Origin of the sequence: Empedobacter sp. GD03861, from assembly GCF_029840885.1 — a bacterium.
Taxonomy (GTDB): Bacteria; Bacteroidota; Bacteroidia; order Flavobacteriales; family Weeksellaceae; genus Empedobacter; species Empedobacter falsenii_B.
The window spans coordinates 66,936-81,271 of the sequence record NZ_JAOCDJ010000009.1; the positions used below are offsets into that span (position 1 = coordinate 66,936).

18 protein-coding genes are annotated in these 14,336 nt (G+C 29.5%); 7 read left to right on the forward strand and 11 right to left on the reverse strand.

All coding sequences use genetic code 11. The features are described from left to right. The first annotated feature begins 2 nt into the window (after window positions 1-2). Window positions 3-1,067: a galactose mutarotase gene (locus N5D03_RS06950; protein WP_280051254.1), complete on the forward strand. Its 1,065-nt coding sequence runs from the start codon at window positions 3-5 to the stop codon at window positions 1,065-1,067. A 62-nt stretch (window positions 1,068-1,129) separates the two neighbouring features. Here N5D03_RS06950 and N5D03_RS06955 read toward each other — a convergent pair whose 3' ends face one another. From N5D03_RS06955 to N5D03_RS06980, 6 genes are all read right to left on the reverse strand, one after another. Then, on the reverse strand, window positions 1,130-1,690 hold the full coding sequence (locus tag N5D03_RS06955) for a hypothetical protein (RefSeq protein WP_280051255.1): 561 nt from the start codon (window positions 1,688-1,690) through the stop codon (window positions 1,130-1,132). Next, window positions 1,687-1,869: a YqaE/Pmp3 family membrane protein gene (locus N5D03_RS06960; RefSeq protein WP_125349329.1), complete on the reverse strand. Its 183-nt coding sequence runs from the start codon at window positions 1,867-1,869 to the stop codon at window positions 1,687-1,689. The genes N5D03_RS06955 and N5D03_RS06960 overlap by 4 nt, the downstream gene beginning before the upstream one ends. Next, complete coding sequence (locus N5D03_RS06965) at window positions 1,866-2,537, reverse strand: NAD-dependent epimerase/dehydratase family protein (RefSeq protein ID WP_125349330.1); 672 nt, start codon at window positions 2,535-2,537, stop codon at window positions 1,866-1,868. The genes N5D03_RS06960 and N5D03_RS06965 overlap by 4 nt, the downstream gene beginning before the upstream one ends. A 3-nt stretch (window positions 2,538-2,540) precedes the next feature. After that, window positions 2,541-3,419 carry a flavin reductase family protein gene (locus tag N5D03_RS06970; RefSeq protein ID WP_280051256.1) on the reverse strand — a complete coding sequence of 293 codons (879 nt, stop codon included), beginning with the start codon at window positions 3,417-3,419 and terminating at the stop codon, window positions 2,541-2,543. 9 nt (window positions 3,420-3,428) lie between these two features. After that, window positions 3,429-4,397, reverse strand: a complete 969-nt coding sequence (locus N5D03_RS06975) for a fumarylacetoacetate hydrolase family protein (RefSeq protein ID WP_280049526.1) — start codon at window positions 4,395-4,397, stop codon at window positions 3,429-3,431. 87 nt (window positions 4,398-4,484) lie between these two features. After that, complete coding sequence (locus N5D03_RS06980; RefSeq protein WP_125349333.1) at window positions 4,485-5,360, reverse strand: hypothetical protein; 876 nt, start codon at window positions 5,358-5,360, stop codon at window positions 4,485-4,487. 177 nt (window positions 5,361-5,537) lie between these two features. Here N5D03_RS06980 and pepE point away from each other — a divergent pair, with 177 nt between their 5' ends. From pepE to lpdA, 4 genes are all read left to right on the forward strand, one after another. After that, on the forward strand, window positions 5,538-6,260 hold the full coding sequence (pepE, locus tag N5D03_RS06985) for a dipeptidase PepE (protein ID WP_280037809.1): 723 nt from the start codon (window positions 5,538-5,540) through the stop codon (window positions 6,258-6,260). A gap of 43 nt (window positions 6,261-6,303) precedes the next feature. Then, window positions 6,304-6,624, forward strand: a complete 321-nt coding sequence (locus N5D03_RS06990) for a hypothetical protein (protein ID WP_125349335.1) — start codon at window positions 6,304-6,306, stop codon at window positions 6,622-6,624. Next, window positions 6,614-7,321 (forward strand): S41 family peptidase, encoded by a 708-nt coding sequence (locus tag N5D03_RS06995; RefSeq protein ID WP_125349336.1) that lies wholly within the window; start codon window positions 6,614-6,616, stop codon window positions 7,319-7,321. Before N5D03_RS06990 ends, N5D03_RS06995 begins: the two co-directional genes overlap by 11 nt. A gap of 118 nt (window positions 7,322-7,439) precedes the next feature. Then, complete coding sequence (gene lpdA / locus N5D03_RS07000; RefSeq protein ID WP_115000751.1) at window positions 7,440-8,840, forward strand: dihydrolipoyl dehydrogenase; 1,401 nt, start codon at window positions 7,440-7,442, stop codon at window positions 8,838-8,840. A 196-nt stretch (window positions 8,841-9,036) separates the two neighbouring features. On the opposite strand, the gene N5D03_RS07005 is transcribed toward lpdA, so the two are convergent. Next, entirely contained in the window at window positions 9,037-9,780 is a 744-nt protein-coding gene (locus tag N5D03_RS07005) for a hypothetical protein (protein WP_280051258.1), read from the reverse strand. Between the two features lie 71 nt (window positions 9,781-9,851). Between N5D03_RS07005 and N5D03_RS07010 the strand changes: the two genes are divergently transcribed. Together N5D03_RS07010 and N5D03_RS07015 are read left to right on the forward strand one after the other, a co-directional pair. After that, a complete protein-coding gene (locus N5D03_RS07010; RefSeq protein ID WP_038331486.1) occupies window positions 9,852-10,550 on the forward strand; it encodes a pseudouridine synthase in 699 nt (232 codons plus the stop codon). A 114-nt stretch (window positions 10,551-10,664) separates the two neighbouring features. Further along, a complete protein-coding gene (locus N5D03_RS07015; protein ID WP_038331490.1) occupies window positions 10,665-11,258 on the forward strand; it encodes a hypothetical protein in 594 nt (197 codons plus the stop codon). Window positions 11,259-11,290: 32 nt separating this feature from the next. Here the strand turns inward: N5D03_RS07015 and N5D03_RS07020 are convergent, their stop codons facing one another. The 4 genes from N5D03_RS07020 to N5D03_RS07035 form a co-directional block, all read right to left on the reverse strand. After that, window positions 11,291-12,427: a DUF6438 domain-containing protein gene (locus N5D03_RS07020; RefSeq protein ID WP_280051259.1), complete on the reverse strand. Its 1,137-nt coding sequence runs from the start codon at window positions 12,425-12,427 to the stop codon at window positions 11,291-11,293. Window positions 12,428-12,502: 75 nt separating this feature from the next. Further along, entirely contained in the window at window positions 12,503-13,210 is a 708-nt protein-coding gene (locus N5D03_RS07025; RefSeq protein WP_125349338.1) for a ZIP family metal transporter, read from the reverse strand. Continuing rightward, complete coding sequence (locus N5D03_RS07030) at window positions 13,207-13,953, reverse strand: class I SAM-dependent methyltransferase (protein ID WP_038331749.1); 747 nt, start codon at window positions 13,951-13,953, stop codon at window positions 13,207-13,209. The genes N5D03_RS07025 and N5D03_RS07030 overlap by 4 nt, the downstream gene beginning before the upstream one ends. Further along, window positions 13,944-14,321, reverse strand: a complete 378-nt coding sequence (locus N5D03_RS07035; RefSeq protein WP_038331495.1) for a transcriptional repressor — start codon at window positions 14,319-14,321, stop codon at window positions 13,944-13,946. Before N5D03_RS07035 ends, N5D03_RS07030 begins: the two co-directional genes overlap by 10 nt. Between the last annotated feature and the right edge of the window lie 15 nt (window positions 14,322-14,336).

The window sequence follows — 14,336 nt, forward strand, 5'->3', positions numbered from 1 at the left end:
TTATGACAAATTCAAAAGCAAATTTAGTGGATGCTGAAGCATTTCGTTTTATACACGAAAATCAATTTATCGATCTTTATACGATAAGTAATTCGAATGGAATGACTGTTCAATTCACTAATTTAGGTGCGCGTATTGTTAGTTTGATTGTTCCTGATTCTGAAAATAATCTAACTGATGTTGTAATCGGAATGCAAACTGCGGAAGAATATCTTTCGAAAGATGAACCTTATTATGGAACTATTATTGGACCTTTTACGGGACGAATTTCGAATGCTCAGTTTAAAATTAAAGATAAAACCTATCAATTAATTAAGAATAATGGAGAAAATACATTGCATGGTGGTCATAAAGGACTTCATTTTGCCATTTGGTCAACTTCTTTAGAAGAAAATAAAATCATTTTTCGTTATCAATATCCTCATTTGGAAGAAGGTTTTCCTGGACCAATTCATTTTGAAGTTCATTATACCTTAACAGAAAAAAACGAATTAATTCTTGAGTATTTTGGGGATTCAGAAAATGATACCATTATTAATTTGACAAATCATTCATATTTCAATCTAAATGGAGCAGGAAATGGGACGATTTTAGAACATAATTTACAGATTAATTCAAGTCAAATTACAACGCTTAATGCGGATTATTCGCTAAGTGGAGATTTCTTAAAAGTTGAAAATTCACCTTTTGATTTTAGAAATTTTAAAAAGGTTGGAGAATCTATAAATGATAATCATGAACAATTGATTTTTGGAAATGGTTATGATCACTTTTATGTTTTAAAGCAAACATTTGATGAAACGTTGAATCATGCAGTAACTTTAAAGGGAAACCTTTCTGGAATTGAATTAAATGTTTATACAACTGCGCAAGGTGTTTTGTTGTATACAGGGAATTTTATGTCTGATAAAGTTACATTGAAAAATGAAACGACAGATGGTTTTAGAACAGCTTTGTGTTTAGAAACGCAGAATTTTTCTGATTCAATAAATCAACCAAATTTTCCTCAAAAGATTTACAATTCAGAAGAAAAATATTATTCAAAAACAGTTTTTGAATTTAGTTAAAAAAAACATTTATAATATAAGAGAAATCTACATTTATATGATCTAGATTCTCTTATATTACTTCAATTCTGAGAGAAAACAATGTAATTACCCGCTAATTTATCTTTATCAATATCATATAAATGCAATTCAATTTCTTGTCGAAGTTTTTCCAATTCTTTTAGTTCAATTAATATTGAGGTTTGAAAAATAACTTCTGACAATTGAGTTTCTTCTGAGAAATTTATAAAAATAAGTTCTCCAAGTTCTACATTATTATCTTTTTTGACATGCTCAATTGCGAAATCTAATTTATAATAATGATTAGAAGTATATTTAGTTTGATAAAGTCCAAAATCTCGATTATAACTAATTGTCTTATTATTGATAATAATATTCTCTTTTCCATAAATATTCCACAGAAAATATCGAATAATAAAATAGAAAATAAGGAAGCTGATTATAGAAATTGGAATAATGAAATTTTGCGGCTCCGAATCAATTATTGAGATTAAACTAATCGGAATTGAAATCATCAATAAAATGCAAAAGAACAAAAAGAATTTTCTCCTTTTAGAAGGATTAATTTCTAAAGTGACGTACAAGTTAATGTTATCTTTTGCTATTTTATATTGATTTATCATCTATTCAATTGTTTGATTCTTGCTTTGTTTCGTCCGTCCAAAAGTGATGCAACAGCCCAAATTGCAGCTGGCAGCCATCCAATTAAGGTGATTTGTAAGATTAAGCAAATAACGCCTTGTATTATTTTTCCTCTTAAAATGAATGATAACCAAGGTAAGAGTACGGCTAATATGATCATTGTGTTGTATTTATTGAATTAATTATTTCGTTGTAATATAAAACTGAAACTTTTTCAGAGTTTAATTGTAAATCATTTTCAAGAAGTGATTGTGCAACTTTTTCGGCTTCAATTGATTTATATTTAGATAAGTTTCCTCGTAAAAAGAAATTAATCAAAGGGAAAATTTTTGCACTGATATTCTCAGCCAAACGATATTCCGCTCGATTTCCAATTAACAAAGATGGACGATATAAGAACAATTGTTTGATATTATTCTTTTGCAAAGTTCTTTCGGCTTCGCCTTTCATTTTTAAATAAAAGTTGGACGAGTTCGTATTTGCACCAATTGCTGAAATATAATGAAACTTTGTTAATCCTTTTTGAATCCCAAGTTTTGCAAATTGATTTGGAATATCGACTTCTATTTTATGATAAGCATCTAAATCAGGCGTCTTTTTTCGTGTTGTTCCCAAGCACGAAAAAATAGAATCAATCGTTTCAATATCATCTAAATTAATCTCCGAATTAAAATCAGTAACTATTTCAATCAATTTTGGATGATTAATTTGTTGAGGTTTTCGAACAATTGTGATAATAGTTGAATAATCAGGATGATTGAATAACTTTTCTAAGAGAAGAGAACCAATCAAACCTGAGCTTCCTAAAACCAATGCAGTTTTGTTCATGGTTTAAATTTTCATTAATAACCAATACCACGCACCATTTACATCTCCTTGTTCCAAAAGTTTTGCAGCAACTTGATGACGAACCTCTTCAGATTTAAACTTTTGAATATCTAATCGTTCTGTCAATTGTTCCTTGAAATTAAGAATCATTTCATCTGTAGGTAATTTTTCCACGTTTCCTAATTGACCTAAATTATTACCTGTTAAATAATTAGAACGCTCCACTTCATCTGGAAGTTGATCTATTCCCAAACCAATTGTACGTGTAGGTTTTTCGACTTCGAAGATCGATTCTGGAATAACTCGGCAATAATAATCACCTCCCATACGAGCAACTAAATCCAAATCATAAGGCGAAACTTTATCATTTTCATCCAGTAAATCCTCTTGTACATGCATGCGCACAATTTCTGCAATCACCAAATTAGCTGCACCTGGTTGATCTGTAACAGAAATTACTTCACGCACTTTACATTCAAACTGAACAGGAGATTCGGCTACACGAGGAGGTTTAACCAACTCTGAAGGTAATTCTGTAAAACCAGCTTTCACAAATTCATTTACACCTTTTGGATATTCCACACTTGCCAACGATTGTTGCTGAACCATGTTATAATTGACAATATTAATTACACATTCTGGATGTTCCCAAATGTTTTCTAATGTATGCTTTGTCGATCCATCTCTCATTTTTCGAAGTGGAGAAAATACACAAATAGGCGGATTTTGTCCCATCATATTGAAGAATGAAAATGGGCTCAAATTTACATTTCCGTCTTTATCTATCGTACTTGCAAAGCAAATAGGACGTGGAGAAATGGCGTGTTTGAAAATGTCATCAAATTGACGTGTATTTGGCTCAAAAGATTTTGTATGTTGCATAAGCTGAGTTTATTGGTTATAAAGATGAACAGAATTTACTAATTTTCCTAATCCTGTAACAGACATTTCGATGGTATCATTTGGTCGTAACCATTGTTCTTGATAAGCTGGATCCTTACGTTTTCCAGTTCCATTCAATTCAAGAAAACAACCTGTACCAACCGTTCCAGACCCTATAATATCACCAGGATAAAGTTTTACACCATATGAAATACGTTCAATAATTTCGGCGAAAGTCCAATGCATATCTTTGAAATTTCCACGAGAAACTTCAATATTATTGACTGAACAAGACATTTCTAAATCATAACAATTTCCGATATGTCCTTCTTTAGGCTCAACTTTGTATTTTTCGATTTCGGTTGGTGTGACTAAATATGGACCAAACATCGAAGCGAAATCTTTTCCTTTTGCTGGACCAAGATTCAGTTTCATTTCTTCCATTTGTAACGCACGTGCGCTCAAATCATTCAAAATCATAAAACCACCAATATATTCATCTGCATGTTCTGCTTTTATATTGATACCTTCTTTTTTGATGACAATAGCTACTTCAAGTTCAAAATCCATTCGATCGAAATGTTTTTCCATTGCAACTATTTTTCCTGGACCTTGAATAGCTTGATGATTAGAGAAATAGAATACAGGAAACTGATCAAATTCTGGAATCATATCCAAACCTCTATTCAAGCGTGAAGTTTCTACATGTTGGCGAAAAGCATACGCATCTCTAAAACTTGCTGGATGAGGTATTGGAGCCAAAATTTGTGGTCCTTTTATAATAGCTTTTTTATATTCACCACGTGAAATTTCGTTTGTAATCTGTTGACAGATTAATAGTGAAAACTCGTCATCTGCTAAGATTTCGATTAGAGTAGTGGGTAAGTTGTGATTAATTTTTGTCAAATCATAGATAGCATCTTGCCAAACAAGACCTGCTTTTTCTTGTTGATTTTCTAAGAAAGTAACGAATTTCATTATTTGTTGTTTGAGAGGTGAAGATACGAAGATGATTTTAATGTTGAAATAAGTGAAGAAAAAAAGAGAAAATTTATAGCACTTATTTTATTTATTCATAATAGAATCCATTTTCAACGTTAACTTATCAGCACCTTTTGCATTTAGATGATCTGAATTTTTGAAATCTTTTTTATTGAAATTTTTATTATTAATAAAATAATCGATGAAAACGACATTATCGTATTTCGATAAGCGATTAATATTATTTTTTAAGTTGAAATATTGAGGTGTATTTATGACATAATTTTTATACAAATTGGTTGTAGGAGTAGCCAATAGAACAATTTTTATATCATTTGATTTTGCTTGTTTTATAATTTGTTCTAAATCATAAAAATGTGTTTTTATAATATGTTGTACTTGATTTGAATTCAAATTTGCACGATGTCTTTCAAACGTTTTTTTAGCGTAAATACTATCATTCCAACTTGGTTCGTATCGCTTTTTTATATAACCATTAGTATCTATTGTTAAATTATTTTTATCCTGAATCCAATAATCTTTTATTCGATTATAATTAACATCAACAGGTTCTGAAAAAATTTCGTAATTAAGATTAAGGTCGTTATTATTTATATCAACTTTCCAATAAATTGAATAATATTTTAATTTCTTTTGATTAAAATCATTTAATTGTTTTGTAAACGAAAAATACGAAATGGGAATAATAATGGTTTTTAAATTGGGTAAATATTTTCGATTTTGTTCAAAAATTTTATAATCTAAATCTAGTGATTGAGCAGAATGTGCAACATTAAAAGTCTTATTGGTAAATAATTTTGGATTGAGCCCTGTAAAAGTATGTGAACTTCCAAGAATCAAAGTTTCTATTTGTTTTCCATTTTCTTTTAAATAATCTGCTTTGTATTTGTAATCGTTGGGAATTTTTCGAAGTGTTTGTTCTATTCCAATTATTATCATAATGACAACTATGAATAAAGGTATTATGAAGCGTACTATTTTTTTCATGCAGAACTTAAAATCTTGAAATTCCATTTTTTAGAATTGCACAAAAGTAATCTAATTCGGTATAATTTTTTGTCAATTTTTTACCTACTTTCTTATTTTAAACTTACTTTTGAGTTAAAATTCAATAACATGATAAACCCAAATGATAGACTATTAGTGATAAGTACGAGTACTATTCACGGCTATAGTTTTTTAGAATATATAAAAGATGAAATCAAAGAATTTATTCAATCTGATGAAATTATTTTTGTTCCTTATGCGCGACCTTCGGGAATTTCGTATGATGAATATACGCAAAATGTAAAAGATGCTTTGCAAACGGTTGGGGTTTCTGTAAAAAGTTTGCATACTTTCGAGAATAAGAAAGAAGCAATTTTGCATGCGAAAGCGATTTTTATTGGAGGAGGAAATACATTTTTATTACTAAAAACGTTGTATGAACTTGGTTTGGTCGAAGAGTTGAGAAGTGCTGTACATAACGGAACGCCATATATTGGTACAAGTGCTGGAAGTAATTTGACAGGTTTAACAATTGGAACAACAAATGATATGCCGATTGTTTATCCGCCAAGTTTTGATGCGTTACAATTTTTACCTTTTAATATTAATCCGCATTACTTGGATCCTGATCCAAATTCTACACATAAAGGTGAAACAAGAGAAACTCGTATCAATGAATTTCACAAGTTTAATCATCAAGTTGTTGTTGGATTGAGAGAAGGAAGTTGGCTTCGTGTAGAAAATGGAGTAGTGGAATTGAAAGGAAAATTATCGGCCCGAATTTTTAGACAGAGCGAACAACCAATTGAAATTGAATCTGGTATTTTAGAGGAAAAAGTTTATAGTATTTAAAAATCATTTATCTTTAAATTTCACAATATGAATTTAGAGAACAATGAGGATAAATAAATTTTCTTTTATTTTTTTGATCCTTTTTACATTTGGTTGTAAAGAAAAGATCGTTAGTGAATCATCAGTTTCAGAGATTCCATCTGATTATGAAGAATTATTTTCTGTCATGAAAAAAGGCTTTATCGATAGAGATAAAATTGATTGGGAGAATTTGGAGAAAAAAGTAATCGAGAAAACTAAAATATCGAAAGATTCGGCGATTGTAGAGGCAATTACTTTATTAGGAAATAATCATACACATTATCTTACGAAAGATAAAGTGTTATTAACAGGTCGTTTTCCGAAAGCAAAAGTTGAAAGATAAAGTGTTATTAACAGGTCGTTTTCCGAAAGCAAAAGTTGATAGCGCTTGTTTGTTAAAAGTAGAAGATAATAATAAGTTAACTAAAATTCCTGACGTTGCGTATATTAGGATTAAGCGTCATGGGTACAATAAAACAATAAGTGATAAAGACTATATTTTCAATAATCTGAAAATTATTTCTGAACAAGCAAATTCTAATTATTGGATTATCGATTTGAGAGATAATACGGGAGGTTCTAATTGGGTAATGATAACATCTTTATTACCATTTTTTGAAGATAATGTATTAGGATATTCTAAAATTAATAATGATGATATTCCTTGGTCAAAAAAAGATGGATATTTTTTTAATGGAGTTAATAATTTATCAAAAGGATATATTAATTATCCGATAATAAATACAATTCATCCAAGGAAAATTTATGTTTTGATTAATCATAGGACAAGTAGTGCGGGCGAAGCTACATTAATTACGTTAAAATCACTTTCGAATGTGAAAGTTCTAGGTAAGAAAACGATGGGAGCAGCTACTATGAATACGAATACAAAATTGTCTAATGGCGATATGCATAATTTAACAGCTGGATATATGATGGATGCTAAAAAGAACATTTATCCATATGGAATTGAGCCAGATTATGAATTGTGCACAGAAGATGAAATTTTAAACTTTATCAAATCAGATATTAAAGAATAGCTTATTTTTCCCAATTTCCTAACAAAATTCATTACAATTTTATAACGAAAATCTATTCGATATTGGTTATATTTGTAGAGTTTAAATTAATTATAATAATAAATCAAAATAAAACTATATGAGTTCTTATGATGTAGCCGTAATTGGTGCTGGACCTGGAGGATATGTTGCAGCTATTCGCGCAGCGCAATTAGGATTTAAAACAGCAATTATCGAGAAAGAAAGTTTAGGAGGTACATGTCTTAATGTAGGATGTATTCCATCAAAAGCTTTATTAGATTCTTCTCACCACTATTACGATGCTGTAAATCACTTTAAAGAGCACGGAATCGAAATCGATGCTCCAAAAGTAAACTTCACTCAAATGATTGCTCGAAAAGCAGGTGTTGTAGATACTAACGTAGCTGGTATCAAATACTTGATGAGTAAAAATAATATTGATGTTTTAGAAGGTACTGGTGCTTTTAAAGATGCAACTCATATCGTTGTAACAGCTAAAGATGGCTCTACTCAAGAGATTGAAGCTAAAAATACAATTATTGCAACTGGATCAGTTTCATCTGAATTACCATTTGCACCAACAGATAAAACTCGTATCATCACTTCTACAGAAGCATTAGCTTTATCTGAAGTTCCAAAACACTTAATCGTTATCGGTGGTGGTGTTATCGGATTAGAGTTAGGATCTGTTTACTTACGTTTGGGTTCTCAAGTAACTGTTGTAGAATATGCAGACCGTGTTATTCCAGGAATGGATGGTGCTTTGTCTAAAGAGTTGACAAAAGTATTGAAAAAACAAGGAATGAAATTCCACACTTCAACTGGTGTAACTTCTGTTGTAAATAACGGAAATGATGTTACATTAAAAGCAACTTCTAAAAAAGGAGAAGAAATCGAAATTAACGGAGATTACGCTTTAGTAGCTGTTGGTCGTCGTGCTTTCACAGGATCTTTAGGTTTAGAAAACGTAGGAGTAGAGGTTGACGAAAGAGGTCGTATCAAAACAAACGATCACTTACAAACTAATGTTTCTAACATTTATGCGATTGGTGACGTTGTTGCTGGTGCAATGTTAGCACATAAAGCAGAAGAAGAAGGTGTTTTAGTTGCTGAGCAATTAGCAGGTCAAAAACCTCATATCAACTATAACTTAATTCCTGGTGTTGTTTATACTTGGCCAGAAGTTGCAGGAGTTGGTAAAACAGAAGAGCAATTAAAAGAAGAAGGAGTAGAGTACAAAGTTGGTTCTTTCCCTTTCAAAGCTTTAGGACGTGCTCGTGCATCTATGGATACAGACGGTTTTGCTAAAATTTTAGCTGATAAAAACACAGACGAAATCTTAGGAATGCATATTATTGGTGCTCGTGCTGCTGATTTAATTGCAGAAGGAGTTGTAGCAATGGAATTCCGTGCATCTGCAGAAGATTTAACAAGAATGTCTCATGCTCACCCAACATTCTCAGAAGCGATCAAAGAAGCTGCTTTAGCTGCTACAGACAATCGTCCAATTCACGCTTAATCAAATAGATTTAAGATAAATTCCTAAAAAGCTGTTCGTAAGAGCAGCTTTTTTTATAATTTTAAACTTTATAAACATCAAGAATGGAAAATATCACGACTTTATTCAAAGAAAATTGGGACACAATATTAATTACTGTTATATCAGTGATAACATTTTATTTTGTATTTAAATCGAAAGAACGAAAGAGAAGAAATTAATTTTCCTTAAAGTAAACTGGGTTTGGGTAAAGAAATTCATAATTAAATTCATCTTGTATTTTTTGACTTGAAATTATTTTTCCTTCTCGATTTGTAGCGGAAATAATTTCCTTGTTTAATTGATATTCTAACACTTCTTCTTTGGTAGGATGTTTTGGTGCAACAACATTATAAATTGATGAATTTTTATTTGAATTAATCAAGTTCTCAATCACTTGACAAATATCTAGATAATGTATATGATTCACCATTTGAGATAGATTTTGACTATATAAATCTATATATTTAGAAAGAAATCTATCGTCTCCCATTAATCCACCTAAGCGTAAAATAATCAATTGATTGAACTTTTCTTTTAATTGATTTTCAATTGAATAATAAGGGTTGTTTAAATAAAAAGTTTCAATTGAATTTTCAGAAATAATTTCATTATTTTCAGGATAAATAGCTGTTGAACTAAGTAAAATAAGTTGATTGTTATAATCATCTAAAAAGTCAATTAAATGCTGAAATCTTTTCTGTAAATCGTCTAAATTATTTCTTCTTCCAAATGGAATTGTCACAATAACAAAATCATAATTGTGTTTAATTTTTTCAGATTTGTAATGATCAAAATCGATTGAAAAACAATTTTCTGCATCCGAAATTCGTTTCGTAGTTTCAATCAAAAATTGCTTTTCTAAATACTTTTCTAATCTTGATCCCAACCAACCTTTTCCAATAATCAATCCTTTTTTCATTCAATTTTATTAAGCAATAAATATAATACTGTTCTATTTTCTAACCGAAAATAACTTTCTATTTTTGCCAAATGTTAGAAATTCTTTATCAAGACGAATATATTATTGCCATTAACAAACCAAGTGGATTGTTGGTTCACAAATCTTTTTATGCGCGTGATGCATCTGTTTTTGCGGTTCAGGAATTACGCAATCAAATTGGTGGACAACATGTTTATCCTATTCATCGTTTGGATCGTAAAACGTCAGGAGTTTTGCTCTTTGCTTTAGATAAAGAAAGTTTAAAAATTATGAATGATCGTTTTGCAACACGCGAAGTTGAGAAAAAATACTTGGCTATTTTGCGTGGTTGGTCGCCAGAAGAAATGACGATAGACTATGATTTGACGAATGATGATGGTGTAAAGCAAAATGCAATTACCTATTTTCATCGTTTACAAACGGCAGAAATTGATTTAGAATATAACAATCATCCGACTTCACGTTATTGTTTGGTAGAAGCAATTCCCGAAACTGGTCGTATGCATCAGTTGCGCAAGCATTTTCGTCATATTTTTCATCCAATTTTGGGAAGTCGTCCGCATGGATGTAACAAGCAAAATAAATTGTGGTTAGAGAATTTTGGATTGAAAGGAATGATGCTTCACGCGCATGAACTAGTGTTTAATCATCCAATTACAAATGAACAACTTGTTTTGAATGCAAAGGTAAATGAAGAATTTTCTAAAGTTGGAGATATTCTTGGGTTAGATTTAGAAAAATATAAATAATCTTAATTAATATTTCTCAATTTATCATTTATATTAAATTTATAATTCAGAACGTTAAATAATTGAAATTGAGAATAATGTTTCATAAATTAGTAGAACCAAATATTCTTGCTTATGAAACATTATTTTTACTCATTTTTTACTTTATTTCTTTTATTTAATTGTTCAGAAAATAAACCTGAAATTAAAAAGCTCACTCAACAAGAATTAACAGAAACAACAGAATTTAAAGAAGCTTCACCCGAAAAAAAACAATTATTTTCTGAACTTACAGCTTTTCAGAAAGATTTACAAAGTAAGCAAGCTCAGAAAATTCCAGATTATTTGGATTGTCCAAAACGTATCGAAGAATTGGATTTGAATACTAAAAATACAGCGATTCGTACTGATGTTGAGGCAAATTCATTTCGATTATCGACAAATTTAGTTACAGATAATTTTGATTTGATTTACAATGAATTAGATTTGAATATTATTAATGAAGCAATAAAATCTATTCCAGAAACGGATTTATTGGCAAATGATAATGTATCGACAAATGTAAAAATTGGTGAATGCGATTATCATACTTCAATTTTGATGAAAAACAAAGAAGTCGAATTTAATATTAAATCTTCGACACCAAAAAATGAATGTAAAAAAGATCAAAAATGGAAATTTGTTTCGAATGGAGAAATTCTTGTTTTAGATCATCGAAAAATGTTATAATTAAAAAAGAAGTTCAAATTTTGAACTTTTTTTTAATTTGTATAATAGTTATTATTCTCTAAAAAATTATAACCCAAATCATAATATTGTATTGGTTCATTTTTAAACTTTATTTGAAAGCGTTGATGATCCGTTTCCAATGATTCTAAACTTTTTGGGTTAAAATATTTGTGCTCAGAATTCCAATAATAATTAGGTCTAAAATTGTTTATTTTTATAGTTTTAGATGTAAATTTAAATGGATTTGTTTGATGTTTCATCAATTCTGTCCATAAATAGAACATCTGATAATTACTAAAATCTTCTCCATTTTCTGTTTTATAAAAATAAAGAGGGTTTTGAATTGAAAAATAATTTTGAGATTGATACGGTTTTTTATCTTCCAAATAATAATCCATCAATCGTAAAATATCTAATAATTGTTTAACTTTCGGTGGTCCATCATTTAAATAGAATGAAATTTTCTTGATTACTTTTTCGTCTTTTACAAAGACTAATTCTTCGTAATTACCATCTGTTGCAAGCCTTTCATATTTATTTGGTAAATTCTTAATATCAATCTGATTTAATATTTTTTTAAAGTAATTAAAATATTCCTTATTAATTTTGCCTTTGTAAAGACCTTCTATATTTGTAAATTTTTCACCATCATATATAAAAGTCCCATCAGCCTCTATTCGATAATTATAAATAGGACAAGTTCCATAACAACCACTACTTGTAACGATTATTGCATCAAATTTGTTTTGATAAACTTGTTGTGCTTTTTCTTTAACAAGCATAAAGTTTTCGAAGTAAATAGTATCATTTGTAAATTTCTTTATTTTACCATACTCGATATCTTGTTTTGTTAGTGTATTGTACCAATAAATAATGGAATCTTTAATAATGAATTTTGTCTTATAACCTAAATAATTATTTTTTTTTGTTTTTTTATTATAATTGTGAAATTGATTAGCGTCAAACAATGTATCATTTTGAAAAGTGTATAAAACATTAGGTTTGAAAAAAAAATCAGGAGGAGGTAAATCTTCATCTATCATAGTTTCTTCAGGATAATATTCTTTTATCCAATTTCCTTGTAAAGCATTATTAGCTTTACCATCAAAGGAATTGTGACAACTTGTGATAATTATTAATAGTAGAATATATTGGCTTAATTTATTCATTTTAAACTTTATTTAAATAAATATAGTGATTATTAAAAATAAAAAAAGCAACTTTTAATAAGTTGCTTTTATATATTAATGAGAATGTACATGCATTGAAACGGTTAAATAAGCGAGAATAAAACCGACTAAAATAGAACCAAACTTCTTCAAATTAAATTTGTGTCCTTCATTACTTTCAAATAAGATTACTGTAGAGATGTGTAAAAATATTCCTGAAACAATTGCACTCATTTCTAATGAATAGTTAGAAATAATAGTATGTTTTCCTAAGAAATAACCAAATGGAGCTGCTAAAGCAAATAAAGCCATAAATAGAAAACGTTTTGCGTTAGATTCTGTATGTTGACATAATGCGCTAAACAAAATCATTGAAACTGGAATATTATGAACAAAAATTGCCCACATAAAATTGTGAGATTCTGCATTTGCAACAGGAATTCCTTCGATAATTGAATGCAAAAACAATCCGCCAAAAATTCCGAAAGGAAATTGCTCTTTTTTGTGCAAATGAATATGTCCGTGCTCAACGCCTTTACTGATCGTTTCTAAAATAAATTGCACAACAACACCTAATAGAACAAACAATCCAATAGAATGATGGCTATGATTTTCGGATGGATGTCCATAGACTTGTGGCAAAATTTCTAAAACGGTCATCGCCAAAAAATACGCACCACTAAAGGTTAGTAGCAGTTTTGAGTTGTGTTTATTTTTGAGTAATATTCGAGAAAATAAAACTCCAATTAACACACTTGAAATTAAGATTAGACTTTCTTTCATTTGTTTAAAACTAGAATTAATCGGTCAGAAGTTTGTTCATCAAAAGCATCGAGATTATAATTTCCAAATACTTTATCTAAAATAAAACCTTCTGTTTCGTATATTTTTTTGAAATCGTTGAAATAAATTAAACGAACAAACTCTTCAAAATGAAATATTTCGCCTTTATCTGTGAAATCAATTTCTTTTTTGATAAAACCATTTTCGACAGATTTTGTGATTTTGAATAAAATTCCATCAATCAGCTTTTCCTCATAAGGAATCATTGTCGAAACTACTTTTTCTGCATTCAGATAATCTAAAACAAAGATTCCATGTGATTTTATTTGTTGTTTTACAGCTTCAAAAACTTTAAAATTATCTTCATAATTCTCAAAATAACCAAAACTTGTAAAAAGATTGAAAACTGCATCAAATTCGTTTGGATGATAGACTTCGCGCATATCATGTTTTTCAAATTTTAAATATTCATTTTCAAATTGTTTGGCGTACTTGATACTTTCTTCAGATAAATCGATTCCCAAAACATCAAAACCTAATTTATTTAATGTAATAGCATGTCGTCCCTTTCCACAAGCTAAATCTAACACTTTTGCGTACTGTGGAAGTTGTAAATATTTCGTGATTTTTTGAATAAAATCTTCCGCTTCTGTTAAGCTTCTGTTCTTGTATAAAATATGATAATATGGCGAGTTAAACCATTTTACAAACCATTGTAAATCCATTGTTGTTATTATTGGCAATTTGAGCAAGTTCCTGTGATGACGCAATTGCAATCTTGCATCGAAAATCCTTCGGGTAAACTAATTTTTATTTCTTCTTTTAAGCAAATCAATTGATTACAAGTCGTGCAACGAAAATGAAAATGATCGTGGTGATGCTGTGTATGTTCGCAACACGTTTTGCACATCGCAAAATAATTTACGCCGTCATCTCCCACAACTTTATGCATCATTCCGTCTTCGCAAAAATTATTCAGAATACGATAAATCGTTGCTCTGTCCATTTTTTCTTGCAGTTGCGTTTCAATTTGTTCCTGATTTAATGCAGTCGTACACGAATTGAACAAATCAATAACCGCTTGTTTGGTTGGTGTATTTCGTCTTTTCATTTCTTAATGCAAATA

Coding starts and splice junctions, on each gene's coding strand:
- N5D03_RS06970 (WP_280051256.1), bottom strand. CDS start 3,419: ATGCAACATACAAAATCTTTTGAGCCAAATACACGTCAATTTGATGAC.
- N5D03_RS06960 (WP_125349329.1), bottom strand. CDS start 1,869: ATGATCATATTAGCCGTACTCTTACCTTGGTTATCATTCATTTTAAGA.
- N5D03_RS07020 (WP_280051259.1), bottom strand. CDS start 12,427: ATGAATAAATTAAGCCAATATATTCTACTATTAATAATTATCACAAGT.
- N5D03_RS07015 (WP_038331490.1), top strand. CDS start 10,665: ATGAAACATTATTTTTACTCATTTTTTACTTTATTTCTTTTATTTAAT.
- N5D03_RS06965 (WP_125349330.1), bottom strand. CDS start 2,537: ATGAACAAAACTGCATTGGTTTTAGGAAGCTCAGGTTTGATTGGTTCT.
- N5D03_RS06955 (WP_280051255.1), bottom strand. CDS start 1,690: ATGATAAATCAATATAAAATAGCAAAAGATAACATTAACTTGTACGTC.
- N5D03_RS07025 (WP_125349338.1), bottom strand. CDS start 13,210: ATGAAAGAAAGTCTAATCTTAATTTCAAGTGTGTTAATTGGAGTTTTA.
- N5D03_RS06950 (WP_280051254.1), top strand. CDS start 3: ATGACAAATTCAAAAGCAAATTTAGTGGATGCTGAAGCATTTCGTTTT.
- N5D03_RS06975 (WP_280049526.1), bottom strand. CDS start 4,397: ATGAAATTCGTTACTTTCTTAGAAAATCAACAAGAAAAAGCAGGTCTT.
- N5D03_RS07035 (WP_038331495.1), bottom strand. CDS start 14,321: ATGAAAAGACGAAATACACCAACCAAACAAGCGGTTATTGATTTGTTC.
- N5D03_RS07010 (WP_038331486.1), top strand. CDS start 9,852: ATGTTAGAAATTCTTTATCAAGACGAATATATTATTGCCATTAACAAA.
- pepE (WP_280037809.1), top strand. CDS start 5,538: ATGATAAACCCAAATGATAGACTATTAGTGATAAGTACGAGTACTATT.
- lpdA (WP_115000751.1), top strand. CDS start 7,440: ATGAGTTCTTATGATGTAGCCGTAATTGGTGCTGGACCTGGAGGATAT.
- N5D03_RS07005 (WP_280051258.1), bottom strand. CDS start 9,780: ATGAAAAAAGGATTGATTATTGGAAAAGGTTGGTTGGGATCAAGATTA.
- N5D03_RS06980 (WP_125349333.1), bottom strand. CDS start 5,360: ATGATAATAATTGGAATAGAACAAACACTTCGAAAAATTCCCAACGAT.
- N5D03_RS06990 (WP_125349335.1), top strand. CDS start 6,304: ATGAGGATAAATAAATTTTCTTTTATTTTTTTGATCCTTTTTACATTT.